The organism is Vibrio sp. 10N.286.49.C3 (genome assembly GCF_041469545.1).
Lineage (GTDB): Bacteria > Pseudomonadota > Gammaproteobacteria > Enterobacterales > Vibrionaceae > Vibrio > Vibrio tasmaniensis_A.
This window is the reverse complement of sequence record NZ_JBFRKT010000010.1, coordinates 131,509-147,204: the sequence shown is the minus strand read 5'-3', so window position 1 is coordinate 147,204 and position 15,696 is coordinate 131,509. Positions and strand designations below refer to the sequence as shown.

Annotated in this window: 14 protein-coding genes; 8 read left to right on the top strand and 6 right to left on the bottom strand. The window is 45.9% G+C overall.

Annotated features, from left to right (window positions below; translation table 11 throughout):
* Position 1: 1 nt before the first annotated feature.
* Complete coding sequence (locus AB4180_RS06535; protein ID WP_102249022.1) at positions 2-532, bottom strand: AAA family ATPase; 531 nt, start codon at positions 530-532, stop codon at positions 2-4.
* A gap of 20 nt (positions 533-552) precedes the next feature.
* The gene (locus tag AB4180_RS06530) at positions 553-1,194 is read right to left on the bottom strand and encodes a DUF2959 domain-containing protein (protein ID WP_102249021.1); all 642 of its coding nucleotides are present in this window, start codon (positions 1,192-1,194) and stop codon (positions 553-555) included.
* Between the two features lie 205 nt (positions 1,195-1,399).
* Here AB4180_RS06530 and AB4180_RS06525 point away from each other — a divergent pair, with 205 nt between their 5' ends.
* From AB4180_RS06525 to AB4180_RS06515, 3 genes are read left to right on the top strand one after another with little or no spacing between them, the layout of a single operon-like run.
* Positions 1,400-2,341, top strand: coding sequence for a virulence factor BrkB family protein (locus tag AB4180_RS06525; RefSeq protein WP_012603002.1), 942 nt, complete (start codon positions 1,400-1,402; stop codon positions 2,339-2,341).
* Positions 2,313-2,747 (top strand): D-aminoacyl-tRNA deacylase, encoded by a 435-nt coding sequence (dtd, locus tag AB4180_RS06520; protein ID WP_004735590.1) that lies wholly within the window; start codon positions 2,313-2,315, stop codon positions 2,745-2,747. The genes AB4180_RS06525 and dtd overlap by 29 nt, the downstream gene beginning before the upstream one ends.
* A gap of 16 nt (positions 2,748-2,763) precedes the next feature.
* Complete coding sequence (locus tag AB4180_RS06515) at positions 2,764-3,699, top strand: bifunctional GNAT family N-acetyltransferase/hotdog fold thioesterase (RefSeq protein WP_009848032.1); 936 nt, start codon at positions 2,764-2,766, stop codon at positions 3,697-3,699.
* 39 nt (positions 3,700-3,738) lie between these two features.
* Here the strand turns inward: AB4180_RS06515 and AB4180_RS06510 are convergent, their stop codons facing one another.
* The 4 genes from AB4180_RS06510 to hslR form a co-directional block, all read right to left on the bottom strand.
* Positions 3,739-5,709: an AsmA family protein gene (locus tag AB4180_RS06510; protein WP_102249020.1), complete on the bottom strand. Its 1,971-nt coding sequence runs from the start codon at positions 5,707-5,709 to the stop codon at positions 3,739-3,741.
* A 153-nt stretch (positions 5,710-5,862) separates the two neighbouring features.
* Positions 5,863-7,488, bottom strand: coding sequence for a phosphoenolpyruvate carboxykinase (ATP) (gene pckA, locus AB4180_RS06505; RefSeq protein ID WP_009848030.1), 1,626 nt, complete (start codon positions 7,486-7,488; stop codon positions 5,863-5,865).
* Between the two features lie 337 nt (positions 7,489-7,825).
* A complete protein-coding gene (gene hslO, locus AB4180_RS06500) occupies positions 7,826-8,719 on the bottom strand; it encodes an Hsp33 family molecular chaperone HslO (RefSeq protein WP_009848029.1) in 894 nt (297 codons plus the stop codon).
* Positions 8,720-8,737: 18 nt separating this feature from the next.
* Positions 8,738-9,124 (bottom strand): ribosome-associated heat shock protein Hsp15, encoded by a 387-nt coding sequence (gene hslR, locus AB4180_RS06495; protein ID WP_102249019.1) that lies wholly within the window; start codon positions 9,122-9,124, stop codon positions 8,738-8,740.
* Positions 9,125-9,403: 279 nt separating this feature from the next.
* On the opposite strand from hslR, the gene gspC reads away from it, so the two are divergent.
* The 5 genes from gspC (at position 9,404) to gspG (ending at position 15,649) form a co-directional block, all read left to right on the top strand.
* Positions 9,404-10,327, top strand: a complete 924-nt coding sequence (gspC, locus tag AB4180_RS06490) for a type II secretion system protein GspC (RefSeq protein ID WP_102249018.1) — start codon at positions 9,404-9,406, stop codon at positions 10,325-10,327.
* 41 nt (positions 10,328-10,368) lie between these two features.
* Positions 10,369-12,393, top strand: coding sequence for a type II secretion system secretin GspD (gspD, locus tag AB4180_RS06485; protein ID WP_009848026.1), 2,025 nt, complete (start codon positions 10,369-10,371; stop codon positions 12,391-12,393).
* Complete coding sequence (gspE, locus tag AB4180_RS06480; protein ID WP_009848025.1) at positions 12,393-13,895, top strand: type II secretion system ATPase GspE; 1,503 nt, start codon at positions 12,393-12,395, stop codon at positions 13,893-13,895. Before gspD ends, gspE begins: the two co-directional genes overlap by 1 nt.
* A gap of 1 nt (position 13,896) precedes the next feature.
* Positions 13,897-15,117, top strand: coding sequence for a type II secretion system inner membrane protein GspF (gene gspF / locus AB4180_RS06475; RefSeq protein ID WP_017099562.1), 1,221 nt, complete (start codon positions 13,897-13,899; stop codon positions 15,115-15,117).
* Between the two features lie 88 nt (positions 15,118-15,205).
* Complete coding sequence (gene gspG, locus AB4180_RS06470; RefSeq protein WP_009848023.1) at positions 15,206-15,649, top strand: type II secretion system major pseudopilin GspG; 444 nt, start codon at positions 15,206-15,208, stop codon at positions 15,647-15,649.
* The last annotated feature ends 47 nt before the right edge of the window (positions 15,650-15,696 follow it).

The following is a 15,696-nucleotide window of genomic DNA, read 5'->3' as shown; positions in this document are numbered from 1 at the left end:
TCTAGCTTTTGATACCAAGGTGGCTTTTAACAAATAGAGCCCGCTCTTCGACTGACATAAATGGCACCTCGATAATCTCATACCCAAGCTCTTGATAGACTCTGACCAGCGCGTGGTGAATCTCTAATGCTTCTTCAAACGGATAAGGTCTCACATCATCTTGTACGTAAATTGATTCCTCAGGGCGACAGAGCAAGGCTTGTGAGTGATAGCCTTGGCTAGCTTCTCGGTAGATTTCGTCAATCTCAAGGTTCGCCTGAGTTAAGTAACCGCAGATATCTGGAATGGCGCGATCGAGAAACGCAACCGGATGCTGGTTGGCCTGTTCCTTTTGCTCATTCATGACAGTGAGACACAGGCGAGCAAAGCCCGGTAGGTCTAACCAAGGTAAGATACCGTTCTCAAGTTGGCTCTGCTGTTCTATCAACTGGCGAGAGGACTCAGCGAAGGTTGGGTAACCCATGTCACCCAAGGCATTAATCAGTGTTGTCTTCCCGGCTCCGGGGCCGGCAGTAATAATGATAGGTTGCATCGTGTTCTTTATCTGTAGCGCTACTTCTGGTTCAGCTGAGCTAGGAACTTATCCGATTCTGCTATTGCAGCATTCATCTGTTCTATCGCGTAGGCGATGTCTTTTTCTAAGCTCATAAATTCGCCCTGCAACGAACCGACAGCACTCGCATTGAGGTTATGCTTTAGATAAAGCGTATTGTCGCGAAGGGTGTTGAGTACCGGGTCCATTTTCTTCTCAGCGCGTTTCATTGCTGAAAGCATGGTCTGGTAAGACGATTGGGTTTCTCGCAGTTTTTGTTCACTCGAACGGCGCAGTGAAGCACTGGTGTAGAGGTCTAACTCGCTCTGCCACTCTGCAAACAGCGCATCTGACACGTCTTCAATCGCAGCAATGCGATCACTGACATTTTGTGCCGCTTTCTCGCTGTCTTGGTATTTATCGTTGATTTGGTTGTACATGTCTTCAAGGTCGCCGCCACTAAAATTAGTCAGGCTACTCAAGGCTTCAAGTGCGCTAGTAAACTCTTCCTGAGCGTCCTGTTGCGACTCTTTAGCGTCTTCCACTCTATCAACCATAATGTCACGCTTGTGGTAACCCACTTGCTCCATTGCGGAGTAATAAGCTGATTGGCATCCAGTAAGAGTAAAAATAGAGAGGACTATAACTATTAAATAAGGCATCCTAGTTTCCTATAGTTAAATAATATCAATCGTAGTAAATAACTGCTCAACCTAGCTTGTTAAAATGCTCGATAACGGCGTTAGAGTTTTTGATTGTAGAATAACTACTTATCACAAAACTCTGCCTTGTTCTCAAGCCTTTTTCCTACGCTATTTTTGAACATTTACTTACTGTGATTAATATAACGGAATATTAATTAGGACTATGAACGAGTTACCAGGGAGTTACAAGTTGAAGATAAAAAAGGCAGCTACAGGAAGCATCCAGTTTTCCCGCTATCTTCTTACGCGGATGACGCACGATAGAGTTAATGTGAATGCAGGGTACTTGGCGTACATTACTTTGCTCTCGATCGTACCGATGTTGACGGTTTTGCTCTCTATTTTGTCGTCATTTTCAGTTTTTGCTGATGTTGGTTTAGTGATTCAAAACTTCGTTATTACCAACTTTGTTCCCGCTTCCGGGGATGCGGTGCATGGTGCTTTACTGGAGTTTGTTGCCAATACCGGCAAGATGACGGCGGTGGGTAGTGTGTTCTTATTCATTGCCGCTCTGATGCTGATCTCCAATATTGATAAAAACCTAAACTACATCTGGCGAGTAACGGAAAAGCGACGTGCTGTGTTGTCTTTTTCGATGTATTGGATGGTGCTAACTCTTGGGCCTATTTTGATCGGAGCGAGCATTGCTGCAACCTCGTATGTGACATCATTAAACTTGTTACAAAACGAAGTCGTGTCGAGTGCTTTTAATACCGTGATTCGCAAGCTCCCTTTGATTACCTCATTCTTTGCGTTTTTTGGTCTGTATCTGTTGGTTCCCAACAAAAAGATACACTTTTCTCATGCGGCTGCGGGTTCTCTGGTCGCGGCTTTGTTGTTCGAACTCAGTAAGAAAGGCTTTGCAGCTTACATTACTCAGTTTCCGTCTTACCAGTTGATTTATGGCGCATTAGCGGCGATTCCCATTCTTTTTGTTTGGGTCTATTTGTGCTGGTTGATTGTGTTAGTGGGTGCTGAAGTGACGGCCGCGTTGGGCGAGCAGGAACAGTGGAGTGACTCTCAAGAAATGGTACACTCGTCGGATAAAGACAAAATTACAGAGCAAGGAAACAACAGTGATAGCACTGATCCAGAGAGTAAGTGAAGCTGCCGTCCGTGTTGATGGCGAAGTAGTGGGTGAGATTGAGCAAGGCTTATTAGTTCTGTTAGGTGTAGAAAAAGGTGATGACGAAGCCAAAGCCAAACGTTTGATGGAACGAGTGACCACTTATCGTGTCTTTGGAGATGAAGACGATAAAATGAATCTCAACGTGAAACAGGTGGAAGGCAAGGTACTCGTGGTGTCTCAATTCACACTGCCAGCTGACACCAAGAAAGGGACACGAGCTGGATTTTCTCGCGGTGCTCACCCTGAAGATGCAGAGCGTCTTTACAACTATTTCTCTGACCAATGTGAATCAGTGTTGCCAACGGAACGTGGCCGATTCGCAGCCGACATGAAAGTGTCTTTGGTTAATGATGGCCCAGTGACATTCTGGCTGCAGGTTTAGGCTTAAAGGAATAAGCATGTTTAAACTCATAACCCCGACCACCGAGAATCAACTGAACAAGTATTACCATTTTCGCTGGCAAATGCTCCGCGAACCTTGGCGAATGCCGGTCGGTTCAGAGCGCGATGAATATGACCCAATGAGTCACCATCGCATGATTGTTGATGGTCGAGGTCGCCCGATGGCGATTGGTCGTCTCTATATCACCCCAGATCTAGAGGGGCAGATTCGCTATATGGCGGTGAAGAACTCTCGCCAAAGCAAAGGCATGGGCTCACTTATCTTGGTTGCGCTAGAGTCACTGGCACGTCAAGAAGGGGCGAAGCGTTTGGTGTGTAATGCACGTGAAGATGCGATCTCATTCTATGAGAAGAATGAGTTTGAGCGTCGTGGTGAGATTAACGACCAACGCGGGCCTGTGCGTCACCAACAGATGGTAAAACCTCTTGATCCAATGGCTGATGTACTGCGCAAACCAGAATGGTGTAATGAGCTTCAACAGCGCTGGGAGCATCAGATCCCGATCAGTGACAAGATGGGCATCAAGATTAACCAATACACGGGGTATCAGTTCGAGTGTAGCGCTCAGTTGAATCCAAACCTTAACCCTCATAACACCATGTTTGCTGGCTCAGCCTTTACTTTGGCGACCTTAACCGGTTGGGGTATGACTTGGTTACTAATGAAGGAGCGTGGGTTGACTGGTGATATCGTACTAGCAGATAGTAATATTCGTTACCGTCATCCAGTTGAGCAAAACCCAGTGGCATCCACGTCATTGGATGGGATCAGTGGCGATTTAGATCGCCTCGCGTCAGGCAGAAAAGCTCGTATCATCATTCACGTGACCATTAACAGTGGCGACGTGGAGGCGGTTGAGTTTACGGGAACCTATATGCTGATCCCTGACTACAAAAAGAGATTATCAACGGACTCCAACGTAAGCGTATAGCTGACAATGGCTAGCAGATAAAGATACAGATAGAAGGCGCTACTCTTGTGGAGTGGCGCTTTTTTGTTGGCAGTCGTTAATCTCGGAATACTCAGCTTGGGTGAGCTTTCCTGATATTTGGTGGCATGGGTCGGATAGTGAAATAGAGAGAGTGTGTTGCTCTGCCTTTAGCAAGTCGAGCTCCCCAGACATTTCGCCATTTAACGTTTGAATCCTTTGTTCGCCTTGCTCTGCTGCCGATGCACCAATAATGTGCGCTGGTTCGAGTGTGAAGCGTCCACGGTCAAAATTCGCATTGAGCTCTGGGATTTCAAATACGTTATCAGTCGATGTTTCAGAAAGCTTGTCGTTAAAGGTCATCACACCTTGGCGAACGCTGCCAGTGAGTTGCCCCGTGGTTGAGTAACCGAGCATCAGTGAGTCGCCATATAAACCTGCGGCTTGAAGTTCAAACTCGCCATAACCGGTTGCGTCGAGCGGTAGTTCAAGTTGCTGTAACATGGGTGCTATCGGTAACCCATCGGCAGAGATATCTAAGCTCCATGGCTTGCTGATTTGGTTAAAATCGAGTGTTGCATTGGCTTCAATATAGCCATTCCTGAGTGGCGCAAACAGACGTGTCAGCGTCCATTTCCCTTGTTCGCTATTCATCTCAACCACCGGCTGTGCGCTAACAATGTTTTGGTAACTGGCATCGTTTGCGCTGGCCATCAGTTTGCCTTGCCATAATCCTAGTTTCCGTTCTTGAAGCAACTGAACTTGATGTCCTTCAATGTGCAGCCCTGATACTTGCCAGTAAGGTTTATTTGCAAGCTGGATGAGTTGGGTGCGTTCTACATTTAGTCGGTCTATAGAGGCTTGTTGAAGCTCTGTAAGCCAAGGTATTAAGCGTGCGGCGGGTAGATGATTATCTTGGCTCTCCGTAATCCACTTGATGCCTTGAATATCAAGCTGTGCTAAATCAATAGCAGTAGGGGTAAATTTGCCATTTAGCTGAATACTGCCTTGCAGGAATTGTGTATAGAAGTCTTCAACCAAAATTTGGTTGGGGTTTAGGTTCAGCTTGAGACTTGGGTCGATGAATTGATCATTGTCCAAGGTGACGCCTTCAGCTTGCAGAGAGAAAATGGCTCTCTGTTGCTTCCACAGCTCAAAAGGCAGTTGGATATTTTCTAGTGAGGCATCAAAAGCTGCGAGGTGGCCGTCTTGCCACTCTACATCGCTACGCAGAATATCTAAGCTATTGATGTGATTGATCTGAATACCTGTCACATCCCACTCTTTGCTTAGTAGGCTTTGGGTCTGTTTCTGATTGAGTCGTAAGCCATCGACGGTCACATTCACCAACGACCAATCTTGCTGATACTGCTCTGCTTGACCAGAAATTTTGGCACCACGCCAGTCAAACGAAGCGCCATACAGGGTGCTATCACTTGGTTTAAGATCTAGGTCAATCAACAGGTTATCGAACGCTTCGCCTTGCCAATACAGCTGTGAGGCAGAAAGTTGGGTTTTTCCATAAGGTAGAAGTGAGTTGTCGTTGTTCCACGTTGGGTCGGAGATCTGAAGATCGATGCCTCGCGCGTTAAAATCTGGGGTTGAAAAGTCGAGATTGTTGATGGCCAGCTGGTGGATCTTAATGCTTGGCTGGGTAAATAAAGAGGCGAGCGTTTCTAGGTCGTCGGCTTCTAACTGCAGTCCGCTGATCAATACAGAGTCCAAAACCAGCTTAGTTTCAAGAATAGAGTCTGAGCTGAACCAAAGGTCAACCTTGTCGATATACAGCGGTGTTTGTTTTTCAGGTTGGCTTTGGGTAATGCCCATTAAGGTGATGTGATAAGGCGCCTGGTACTCAACATCTTCAATGAGCACAGGTTGTTCAATCGCATGTTTGATAAAAAAGTTAGTAACATCCGCACGGTATTGGGTTTGCAGGCTTAATAGCAATGCTGCGATAGTTGCAACGGCGATAGCCAACGCAATGCCGAACACCATGAATACCTTTTTCATTCCCTGAAAGCCTTAAATTTCAATCGTCTCAAAACAGAGTGGAACAAAAAGGGTCAAGCATCAACAAAAAAGCCCCTCAAAAGAGGGGCTTGCTACAAAAATATCACTTTAAATTGGGCGTTCGCTTTTAGCTTGGCCCGAGCAGATGTTGGGTTAGTCCAGTTGAGGGCCAGCCGCAACCAGTGACTTACCTTCAGCGTTGTCTGTGTACTTATCAAAGTTGTTGATGAAACGCTCTGCTAGATCTTTCGCTTTGCTTTCCCATTGTAGAGGGTCAGTGTACGTGTCACGTGGGTCAAGAATCGCTGGGTCAACATCGTGCAACGCTAGTGGTACTTCTAGGTTAAACATAGGGATAACCTTAGTCTCAGCTTGGTCGATTGAGCCATCTAGGATAGCGTCGATGATGCCACGAGTATCTTGGATTGAGATACGTTTGCCAGTGCCATTCCAACCAGTGTTCACAAGGTAAGCTTCAGCGCCAGCTGCTTCCATACGCTTCACAAGTACTTCAGCGTACTGAGTTGGATGAAGAGTTAGGAATGCCGCCCCAAATGCCGCAGAGAACGTTGGTGTTGGTTCAGTAATACCACGCTCTGTACCTGCTAGTTTCGCAGTGAAGCCAGATAGGAAGTGGTACTTCGTTTGCTCTGGAGTCAGTTTAGAAACAGGTGGTAACACACCAAATGCATCAGCAGTCAGGAAGATAACCTTTTGAGCGTGACCGGCTTTTGATACTGGCTTAACGATGTTGTCGATATGGTGAATCGGGTAAGAAACACGAGTGTTCTCGGTTTTTGAGCCGTCATCAAAATCGATAGAACCATCGCCACGAACCGTTACGTTTTCTAGTAGCGCATCGCGACGGATAGCATTGTAGATTTCAGGTTCTGCTTCTTTAGATAGGCGAATGGTCTTGGCGTAACAACCACCTTCGAAGTTGAAGATACCATCGTCATCCCAACCGTGCTCATCATCACCGATTAGCTCACGCTTAGGATCGGTTGATAGGGTTGTTTTACCGGTACCTGATAGGCCGAAGAAAATCGCTACATCGCCTTCTTCACCGACGTTAGCACTACAGTGCATTGAAGCAATGCCTTGCAGAGGAAGTAAGTAGTTCATCATTGCGAACATGCCTTTCTTCATTTCACCGCCGTACCAAGTACCACCGATGATTTGAACGCGCTCTGTTAGGTTGAAAGCAACGAAGTTTTCAGAGTTTAGCCCCTGCTTTTCCCAGTTAGGGTTAGTTGTTTTAGCACCGTTCATTACCACGAAATCAGGTTCGAACGTTGCTAGCTCTTCGTCTGTTGGACGAATGAACATGTTCTTAACGAAGTGCGCTTGCCACGCTACTTCAGTAATAATACGTACACTTAAGCGCGTATCAGGGTTAGCACCACAGTAACCGTCGATGACAAACAGGCGCTTGCCAGATAGCTGAGTTGTCACAAGCTCTTTAAGCTCATCCCATACTTCAGTTGTAATCGGTTTGTTGTCGTTTTTGCCTTGATCTGACCACCACATGGTATCGCGCGTGGTGTCATCTTTAACAATGTACTTATCTTTTGGTGAGCGGCCAGTAAAGATACCAGTGTCAACCGCAACAGAGCCTAGTTCCGTTACTACGCCTTTTTCGTAGCCTTCCAAACCTGGCAGTGTCTCTTCAACGAATAACTGCTCGTAGCTAGGGTTACGAAGAACTTCAGTAACGCCAGTCAGTCCGTGCTTAGTTAGATCAATTTGTGCAGCCTTAGTATGTTCCATAACGGTCATAGGTGCTCCTTGTAGGATATTTTGTAGGGATTTTGTATTAATTTTTTATTGTTATCTGCTCACCATGCTAGCAACGAGGCTCGGGGGAAACAGGGATATAGCTCAAAAAATATCCATATTAACCATGGGGTTTTAAGCGCCTCATCACATATTGGCCTGACTAGTCTATCCTGTACGCAAACCTTTGCGCTAGAGGAGAGAACATTATTAATTGATTAAAATTAAGAGGTGATTTTATTACGAGATGTTACGGAGTTTGCGATATTTTGATCACAAAAAAGGCCAGCGTAGTGCTGACCTTTTTGGGGTAAATTACGTGTTTTTGGTACGCCGTAAATTAATGAACCGTATTGCTGCCTTTATCTGCCGCTTCTGCATACAGAGCATCAACATCATTCTTGTCGAACGAGTAGTTTGTGCCACAGTAATCGCAGTGTAGAGCAACGCTGCCTTCAGTGCTAAGGATGTCGTAGATCTCTTCTTGAGCGACAGTAATGATAGCGGCACCGCTTCGGTCACGTGAACAACCACAGAAGAATTCAACCGGTTGTGGTGTGAACAGTTGTACTTTCTCTTGGTTGTACAAACGGTAAAGCAGTTCGTTTGCTTCTAGAGTGAATAGCTCTTCATTTTTAACTGTGTCAGTTAGCTGCTCTAGGTGCTCGAAGTCGTCTGGCGTACCAGTGCCGTCTGGCATCACTTGTAGCAACATACCAGCAGCGTGTGCTTTACCTTCATGCTCACCAGTGCGCAACCATAGACGTGTCTTTAGCTGTTCAGAGTTTGCGAAGTAACCTTCAAGGACTTCAGCTAAAGTGTCACCTTCAAGACCAACGATACCTTGGTAACGCTCACCTTTCTTAGGATCGATAGTGATCACTAGGTGACCTTTACCTATTAGATCGTGCAGGCCAGCGTCGTCGGCAATGTCACCATCAAAGCGAGCAACGCCACGGATCTTCTGATCGTTATCGCCATTGATAACAGCTAGAGATACAGGGCCATCACCTTGCAGTTGCATCGTGATAGAGCCTTCAAACTTTAGAGTCGCTGTTAGTAGCGTCGTTGAAACCAGTAGCTCACCCAACAGCTTTTGTACTGGCGCTGGGTATTCCTTGCTAGAAATAATCTGTTGGTACGCTTCGTCCATCTGTACCAATTCACCACGAACTGATAGGTCTTCAAATAGGTAGCGATTTAAAACATTACTTGTAGACATTGGGTTGGCCATTTGGCTATTCCTTCTAGCTTATTGAGTCTTGAACTTGATGATGTCACGACGTTGCTTTTTATCTGGGCGACGTTCTGGTGCTGGGCTATGAGCGTTCAGTTTGCGTTGTGTTGCAAACTCTTCTCTCTTTGCCAAGCTCTCGGTGGTTTCTTTATAGAGGGTTTGAGCTATAGGAGCTCCACCACGATGGGCCGAGATTTTCTCGATTGTCACCGTCTTTTCTTCATTACCTTGGCGCAGGGTAATCACTGCTCCAAGTTCGACAATTTTACTTGGCTTGCTGCGCTGACCATTATAGTGGACTTTGCCACCATCGACCATATTGCGAGCAATAGACCGGGTTTTGTAAAAACGAGCTGCCCACAACCATTTATCGAGTCTGACAGCTTCATTAGTAGTTTTCATATAGGGCAGTGCCTTATTAAGTGAGAAATGAATGCGGTTTAACTGTAATGAACAGTGCGCAACATGCTTTTAATTACATTAAGTAGAAGCTTAAAGTGGAGGCGGTTGGCATTTTTTTCAAGTCATAATACAAAATAGCCATGTAATGCCGCTTTATAGATTTGCTATGATATAGTTCAGGATCTTATGCTTAAATAAGCTTGGTATCGAACGAATGAATAAAAAAGCTGAAAGTTTAATGATTTGCAGCATTTGTCGTCATGAAAAGGGGCAAGGAAAGTGAACTTTTTAGAGCTCAAGAATCGCGCAGGAAATTCTCCTGTGTTGAGCCGCTTATTAGAAAATGGATTTGTACTTCAGCAGAAACTAAGCCTAGCGATGTGTTGTATGTTGATTGCAGCTTCCGCATGGATTTTAGGACAGCTTGCATGGTTTATTGAACCTGCTGAGCAAACCGTCGTGCCTTGGAAAGCAACAGCTTCATCGTCTTCTACTCCTCAATCGACCCTTGATATCTCTTCTTTGCAGCGGAGCAACCTTTTTGGTGCCTATAACCCAACCACGCCTGTTGTGGTTGAGCAGCAAGTTATCCAAGATGCACCAAAGACACGATTAAATCTAGTTTTGGTAGGTGCAGTCGCCAGTTCTAATTCAAAGCGGAGCTTAGCGGTGATTGCCAATCGCGGTACGCAGGCAACATACGGAATTAATGAAGAGATAGAAGGCACTAGAGCTAAGCTTAAAGCCGTATTAGTCGATCGTGTGATTATTGATAACTCAGGTCGAGACGAAACCTTGATGCTTGAAGGTATTGAGTACAAGCGTTTAGCTGTCTCAGCCCCTGCGCCACCTCGCGCTTCTTCTTCGGTTCGTGGTAATAACCCTGCTTCAGCAGAGCAAAAGCTAGATGAAATTAAAGCGAAGATAATGAAAGATCCGCAACAAATCTTCCAATATGTTCGACTGTCCCAGGTCAAGCGCGACGATAAAGTGATTGGTTATCGAGTGAGTCCAGGCAAAGATTCAGAACTTTTTAACTCAGTAGGGCTCCAAAACGGAGATATCGCGACTCAGTTAAATGGGCAAGACCTGACAGACCCCGCTGCTATGGGCAACATATTCCGTTCTATCTCAGAGCTGACAGAGCTAAATCTCGTCGTCGAGAGAGATGGTCAACAACATGAAGTGTTTATTGAATTTTAAAACTTTGCGTCTAACGAAGGACGAAAGTGTAGGAGAAGTACGTGAAGCATTGGTTTAAGAAAAGTGCATGGTTATTGGCAGGAAGCTTAATCTGCACACCCGCCGCCATCGCGAGTGATTTTAGTGCCAGCTTTAAAGGCACTGATATTCAAGAGTTTATTAATATTGTTGGTCGTAATCTAGAGAAGACGATCATCGTCGACCCTTCGGTGCGCGGAAAAATCGATGTACGCAGCTACGACGTACTCAATGAAGAGCAATATTACAGCTTCTTCTTAAACGTATTAGAAGTGTACGGCTATGCAGTCGTTGAAATGGACTCGGGTGTTCTTAAGATCATCAAAGCGAAAGATTCTAAAACCTCGGCAATCCCAGTTGTTGGCGACCGTGATTCGATCACAGGCGACAGCGTTGTGACACGTGTTGTGACGGTTCGTAATGTCTCGGTTCGTGAGCTATCTCCTCTGCTTCGTCAACTGAATGACAACGCGGGCGCGGGCAACGTGGTGCACTACGATCCTGCAAATATCATCTTGATTACCGGCCGTGCGGCGGTTGTAAACCGTTTAGCAGAGATCATCAAGCGTGTAGACCAAGCGGGTGATAAAGAGATTGAGGTCGTTGAACTAAAGAATGCTTCTGCGGCAGAAATGGTACGTATCGTTGATGCGTTAAGCAAAACCACAGATGCTAAAAACACCCCTGCCTTCCTGCAGCCTAAATTAGTTGCCGATGAGCGTACCAATGCAATTCTTATCTCAGGCGACCCTAAAGTACGCAGTCGTTTAAGAAAGTTGATTGAACAGCTTGATGTTGAAATGGCGACTAAGGGTAACAACCAAGTTATCTACCTTAAATACGCAAAAGCGGAAGACTTAGTCGATGTGCTGAAAGGCGTGTCTGACAACCTGCAATCAGAGAAACAAACATCAACCAAAGGCAGTTCATCGCAGCGCAACCAAGTGATGATTTCGGCTCACAGCGATACTAACTCGTTGGTGATTACCGCACAGCCAGACATCATGAACGCGCTGCAAGACGTGATCGCTCAACTCGATATCCGTCGTGCTCAAGTTTTGATTGAAGCCTTAATTGTTGAAATGGCAGAAGGTGACGGCGTTAACCTGGGTGTGCAGTGGGGCAACCTAGAAACGGGTGCCATGATTCAGTACAGCAATACCGGTGCATCGATTGGCGGTGTGATGGTGGGTCTAGAAGAAGCAAAAGACTCGACAACAACTAAAGCGGTTTACGATAAGGATAATAATTTCCTACGTAATGAAACCACGACAGAAAAGGGTGACTATTCAACGTTAGCATCTGCTCTTTCTGGCGTTAATGGTGCTGCAATGAGTGTGGTTATGGGCGACTGGACAGCGTTGATCAGTGCGGTAGCAACCGATTCAAACTCAAACATTCTGTCTTCTCCAAGTATTACGGTAATGGATAACGGCGAGGCTTCATTCATTGTGGGTGAAGAGGTGCCCGTTCTAACCGGTTCTACAGCAGGTTCAAGCAACGATAATCCATTCCAAACGGTTGAACGTAAAGAAGTGGGTATTAAGCTAAAAGTCGTGCCGCAAATCAATGAAGGTGACTCGGTTCAACTGCAAATAGAACAAGAAGTATCGAACGTATTAGGGGCAAACGGAGCAGTAGATGTTCGTTTTGCTAAGCGTCAGCTAAATACGTCAGTGATTGTTCAAGATGGTCAAATGCTGGTGTTGGGTGGCCTGATTGATGAGCGCGCATTGGAGAGTGAGTCTAAGGTCCCATTCTTGGGTGATATTCCTGTCCTTGGACACCTGTTCAAATCAACCAGTACTCAGGTTGAGAAAAAGAACCTAATGGTATTCATCAAGCCAACCATTATTCGTGATGGCATGACTGCAGATGGTATCACGCAGCGCAAATACAACTTTATTCGTGCTGAGCAACTGTACAAGGCAGAGCAAGGCTTGAAACTGATGGATAACGATAATATTCCAGTACTTCCTAAGTTTGGCGATAGCATGAATCATCCTGCTGAAATCCAAGCCTTCATCGATCAAATGGAAGCAGAATAATGGCTGAATTGGTAGGGGCGGCACGTACTTATCAGCGCTTGCCGTTTAGCTTTGCGAATCGCTACAAGATGGTGTTGGAATATCAGCACCCGGAGCGCGCGCCGGTGCTTTATTATGTTGAACCTCTGAAATCGGCGGCGATCATTGAAGTGAGCCGTGTTGTGAAAAATGGCTTCACACCACAAGCGATCAGCGCAGACGAATTTGATAAAAAACTGACGGACGCGTATCAGCGTGACTCGTCGGAAGCTCGACAGTTAATGGAAGATATTGGTGCCGACAATGACGACTTTTTCTCGTTAGCGGAAGAGTTGCCACAAGACGAAGACTTGCTTGAATCAGAAGACGACGCACCGATCATCAAGTTAATTAATGCGATGTTGGGTGAGGCGATTAAAGAAGGCGCTTCGGATATTCATATCGAAACCTTCGAAAAGTCACTGTCGATCCGTTTCCGTATTGATGGTGTGCTGCGCGATGTATTAGCACCAAGCCGTAAGTTGGCTCCGCTGTTGGTTTCGCGTGTCAAGGTTATGGCTAAGCTGGATATTGCGGAAAAACGCGTGCCACAAGACGGTCGTATTTCTCTACGTATCGGTGGCCGAGCGGTTGATGTGCGTGTATCTACCATGCCTTCTTCACACGGTGAACGTGTGGTAATGCGTCTGTTGGATAAAAACGCCACTCGTCTAGATCTACACAGTTTGGGTATGACGGCAGAGAACCACGAGAACTTCCGTAAACTTATTCAGCGCCCACACGGTATTATCTTGGTTACCGGTCCTACGGGTTCGGGTAAATCAACGACCTTGTACGCTGGCCTGCAAGAACTCAACAGTAACGAACGCAACATCCTTACCGTTGAAGATCCAATCGAATTTGATATTGATGGTATTGGTCAAACACAGGTAAACCCTAAGGTTGATATGACCTTTGCGCGCGGCTTACGTGCGATTCTTCGTCAAGACCCGGATGTGGTAATGATTGGTGAGATCCGTGATTTAGAGACTGCTGAGATCGCTGTTCAAGCCTCTTTGACGGGTCACTTAGTCATGTCGACTCTTCACACCAATACGGCAATCGGTGCGATCACGCGTCTGCGTGATATGGGCATTGAACCTTTCTTGATCTCTTCTTCTCTGCTGGGTGTTTTGGCTCAGCGCTTGGTTCGTACTCTGTGTAACGACTGTAAAGAACCTTACGAAGCAGATAAAGAACAGAAAAAGCTGTTTGGTATGAAGAAGAAAGAGAGCCTCACACTTTACCATGCAAAAGGTTGTGAAGAGTGTGGCCATAAAGGTTATCGAGGTCGTACCGGTATTCATGAGCTACTGATGATTGACGATTCGGTACAAGAGCTGATTCACAGTGAAGCTGGTGAACAGGCAATTGAGAAAGCGATTCGTGGCACAACCCCAAGTATTCGAGATGATGGCTTGAGCAAAGTTCTGAAAGGGGTAACGTCCTTAGAAGAAGTGATGCGAGTGACTAAGGAAGTCTAGTATGGCGGCATTTGAATACAAAGCGCTGGATGCCAAAGGTAAGAGCAAAAAGGGTTCGATTGAAGCGGATAATGCTCGCCAGGCTCGCCAACGTTTAAAAGAACAAGGTTTAATGCCGGTTGAGATGACCGAAGCTAAGGCGAAAAATGCGAAAGGTACTCAGCCTTCGACCAGCTTTAAGCGTGGTATCAGTACGCCAGATCTTGCGTTGATTACTCGTCAAATATCCACGCTCGTTCAATCAGGTATGCCGCTAGAAGAGTGCTTGAAAGCGGTAGCTGAGCAGTCTGAAAAGCCACGTATTCGAACTATGTTACTGGCAGTCCGATCTAAAGTGACAGAAGGTTATTCGCTAGCGGATAGCTTGTCTGATTATCCACACATCTTCGATGAACTGTTTAGGGCCATGGTTGCGGCGGGTGAGAAGTCTGGTCACTTAGATGCGGTATTGGAGCGACTGGCCGATTACGCAGAAAATCGTCAGAAGATGCGCTCTAAGCTGCTACAAGCGATGATCTACCCTGTGGTTCTGGTGGTGTTTGCGGTGACGATTGTTTCGTTCCTGTTGGCAACCGTGGTACCTAAGATCGTCGAGCCTATTATCCAAATGGGCCAAGAGCTTCCTCAGTCGACACAATTTTTATTGGCATCGAGTGAATTTATCCAGAATTGGGGCATCCAATTACTGTTGTTGATCATTGGTGTGATTGTGTTGATTAAGACCGCGCTAAAAAAGCCGGGTGTTCGCATGAACTGGGATCGCAAACTATTAAGTATTCCGCTGATCGGCAAGATTGCGAAAGGGATCAATACCTCTCGTTTTGCACGAACACTCTCAATTTGTACCTCGAGTGCGATTCCAATCCTTGAAGGGATGAAGGTCGCGGTTGATGTGATGTCGAATCAACATGTGAAACAACAAGTATTACAGGCTTCAGACAGTGTTAGAGAAGGCGCAAGCCTACGTAAAGCGTTGGATCAAACCAAACTCTTTCCACCGATGATGCTGCATATGATTGCCAGTGGTGAGCAGAGTGGTCAGTTGGAACAGATGCTGACAAGAGCGGCAGACAACCAAGACCAAAGCTTTGAGTCGACGGTCAATATCGCGTTAGGCATTTTCACCCCAGCGCTTATCGCGTTGATGGCCGGTTTGGTGCTGTTTATCGTGATGGCGACACTGATGCCGATGCTTGAAATGAACAATTTAATGAGTGGATAACGTACTGCTCATCAGACGTTAGTTTTTGGATTATCGAGAAGAAGGGCATTATTACCTTCAACTCGCTATCTGTAATTTGGAGAAAATAATGAAAAATAAAATGAAAAAACAGTCAGGCTTTACTCTATTGGAAGTGATGGTTGTTGTGGTTATTCTTGGTGTTTTAGCTAGCTTTGTTGTTCCTAACCTTTTGGGTAACAAAGAGAAGGCGGATCAACAGAAAGCCATCACGGATATCGTGGCGCTAGAGAACGCGCTAGATATGTACAAACTGGATAACAGTGTTTACCCAACAACGGATCAAGGCCTTGATGGATTGGTTTCTAAGCCAAGCAGTCCAGAGCCTCGTAACTACCGTGACGGTGGCTACATTAAGCGTCTGCCTAACGACCCATGGGGCAATGAGTATCAATACCTAAGCCCAGGTGATAACGGTACTATCGATATCTTTACGCTTGGTGCTGACGGCCAAGAAGGCGGTGAAGGTATCGCTGCGGATATCGGTAACTGGAACATGCAGGATTTCCAATAAGCTTCGGCTTATTGTTTGATAAGTTATTGAGCTTGATACGTTATTGA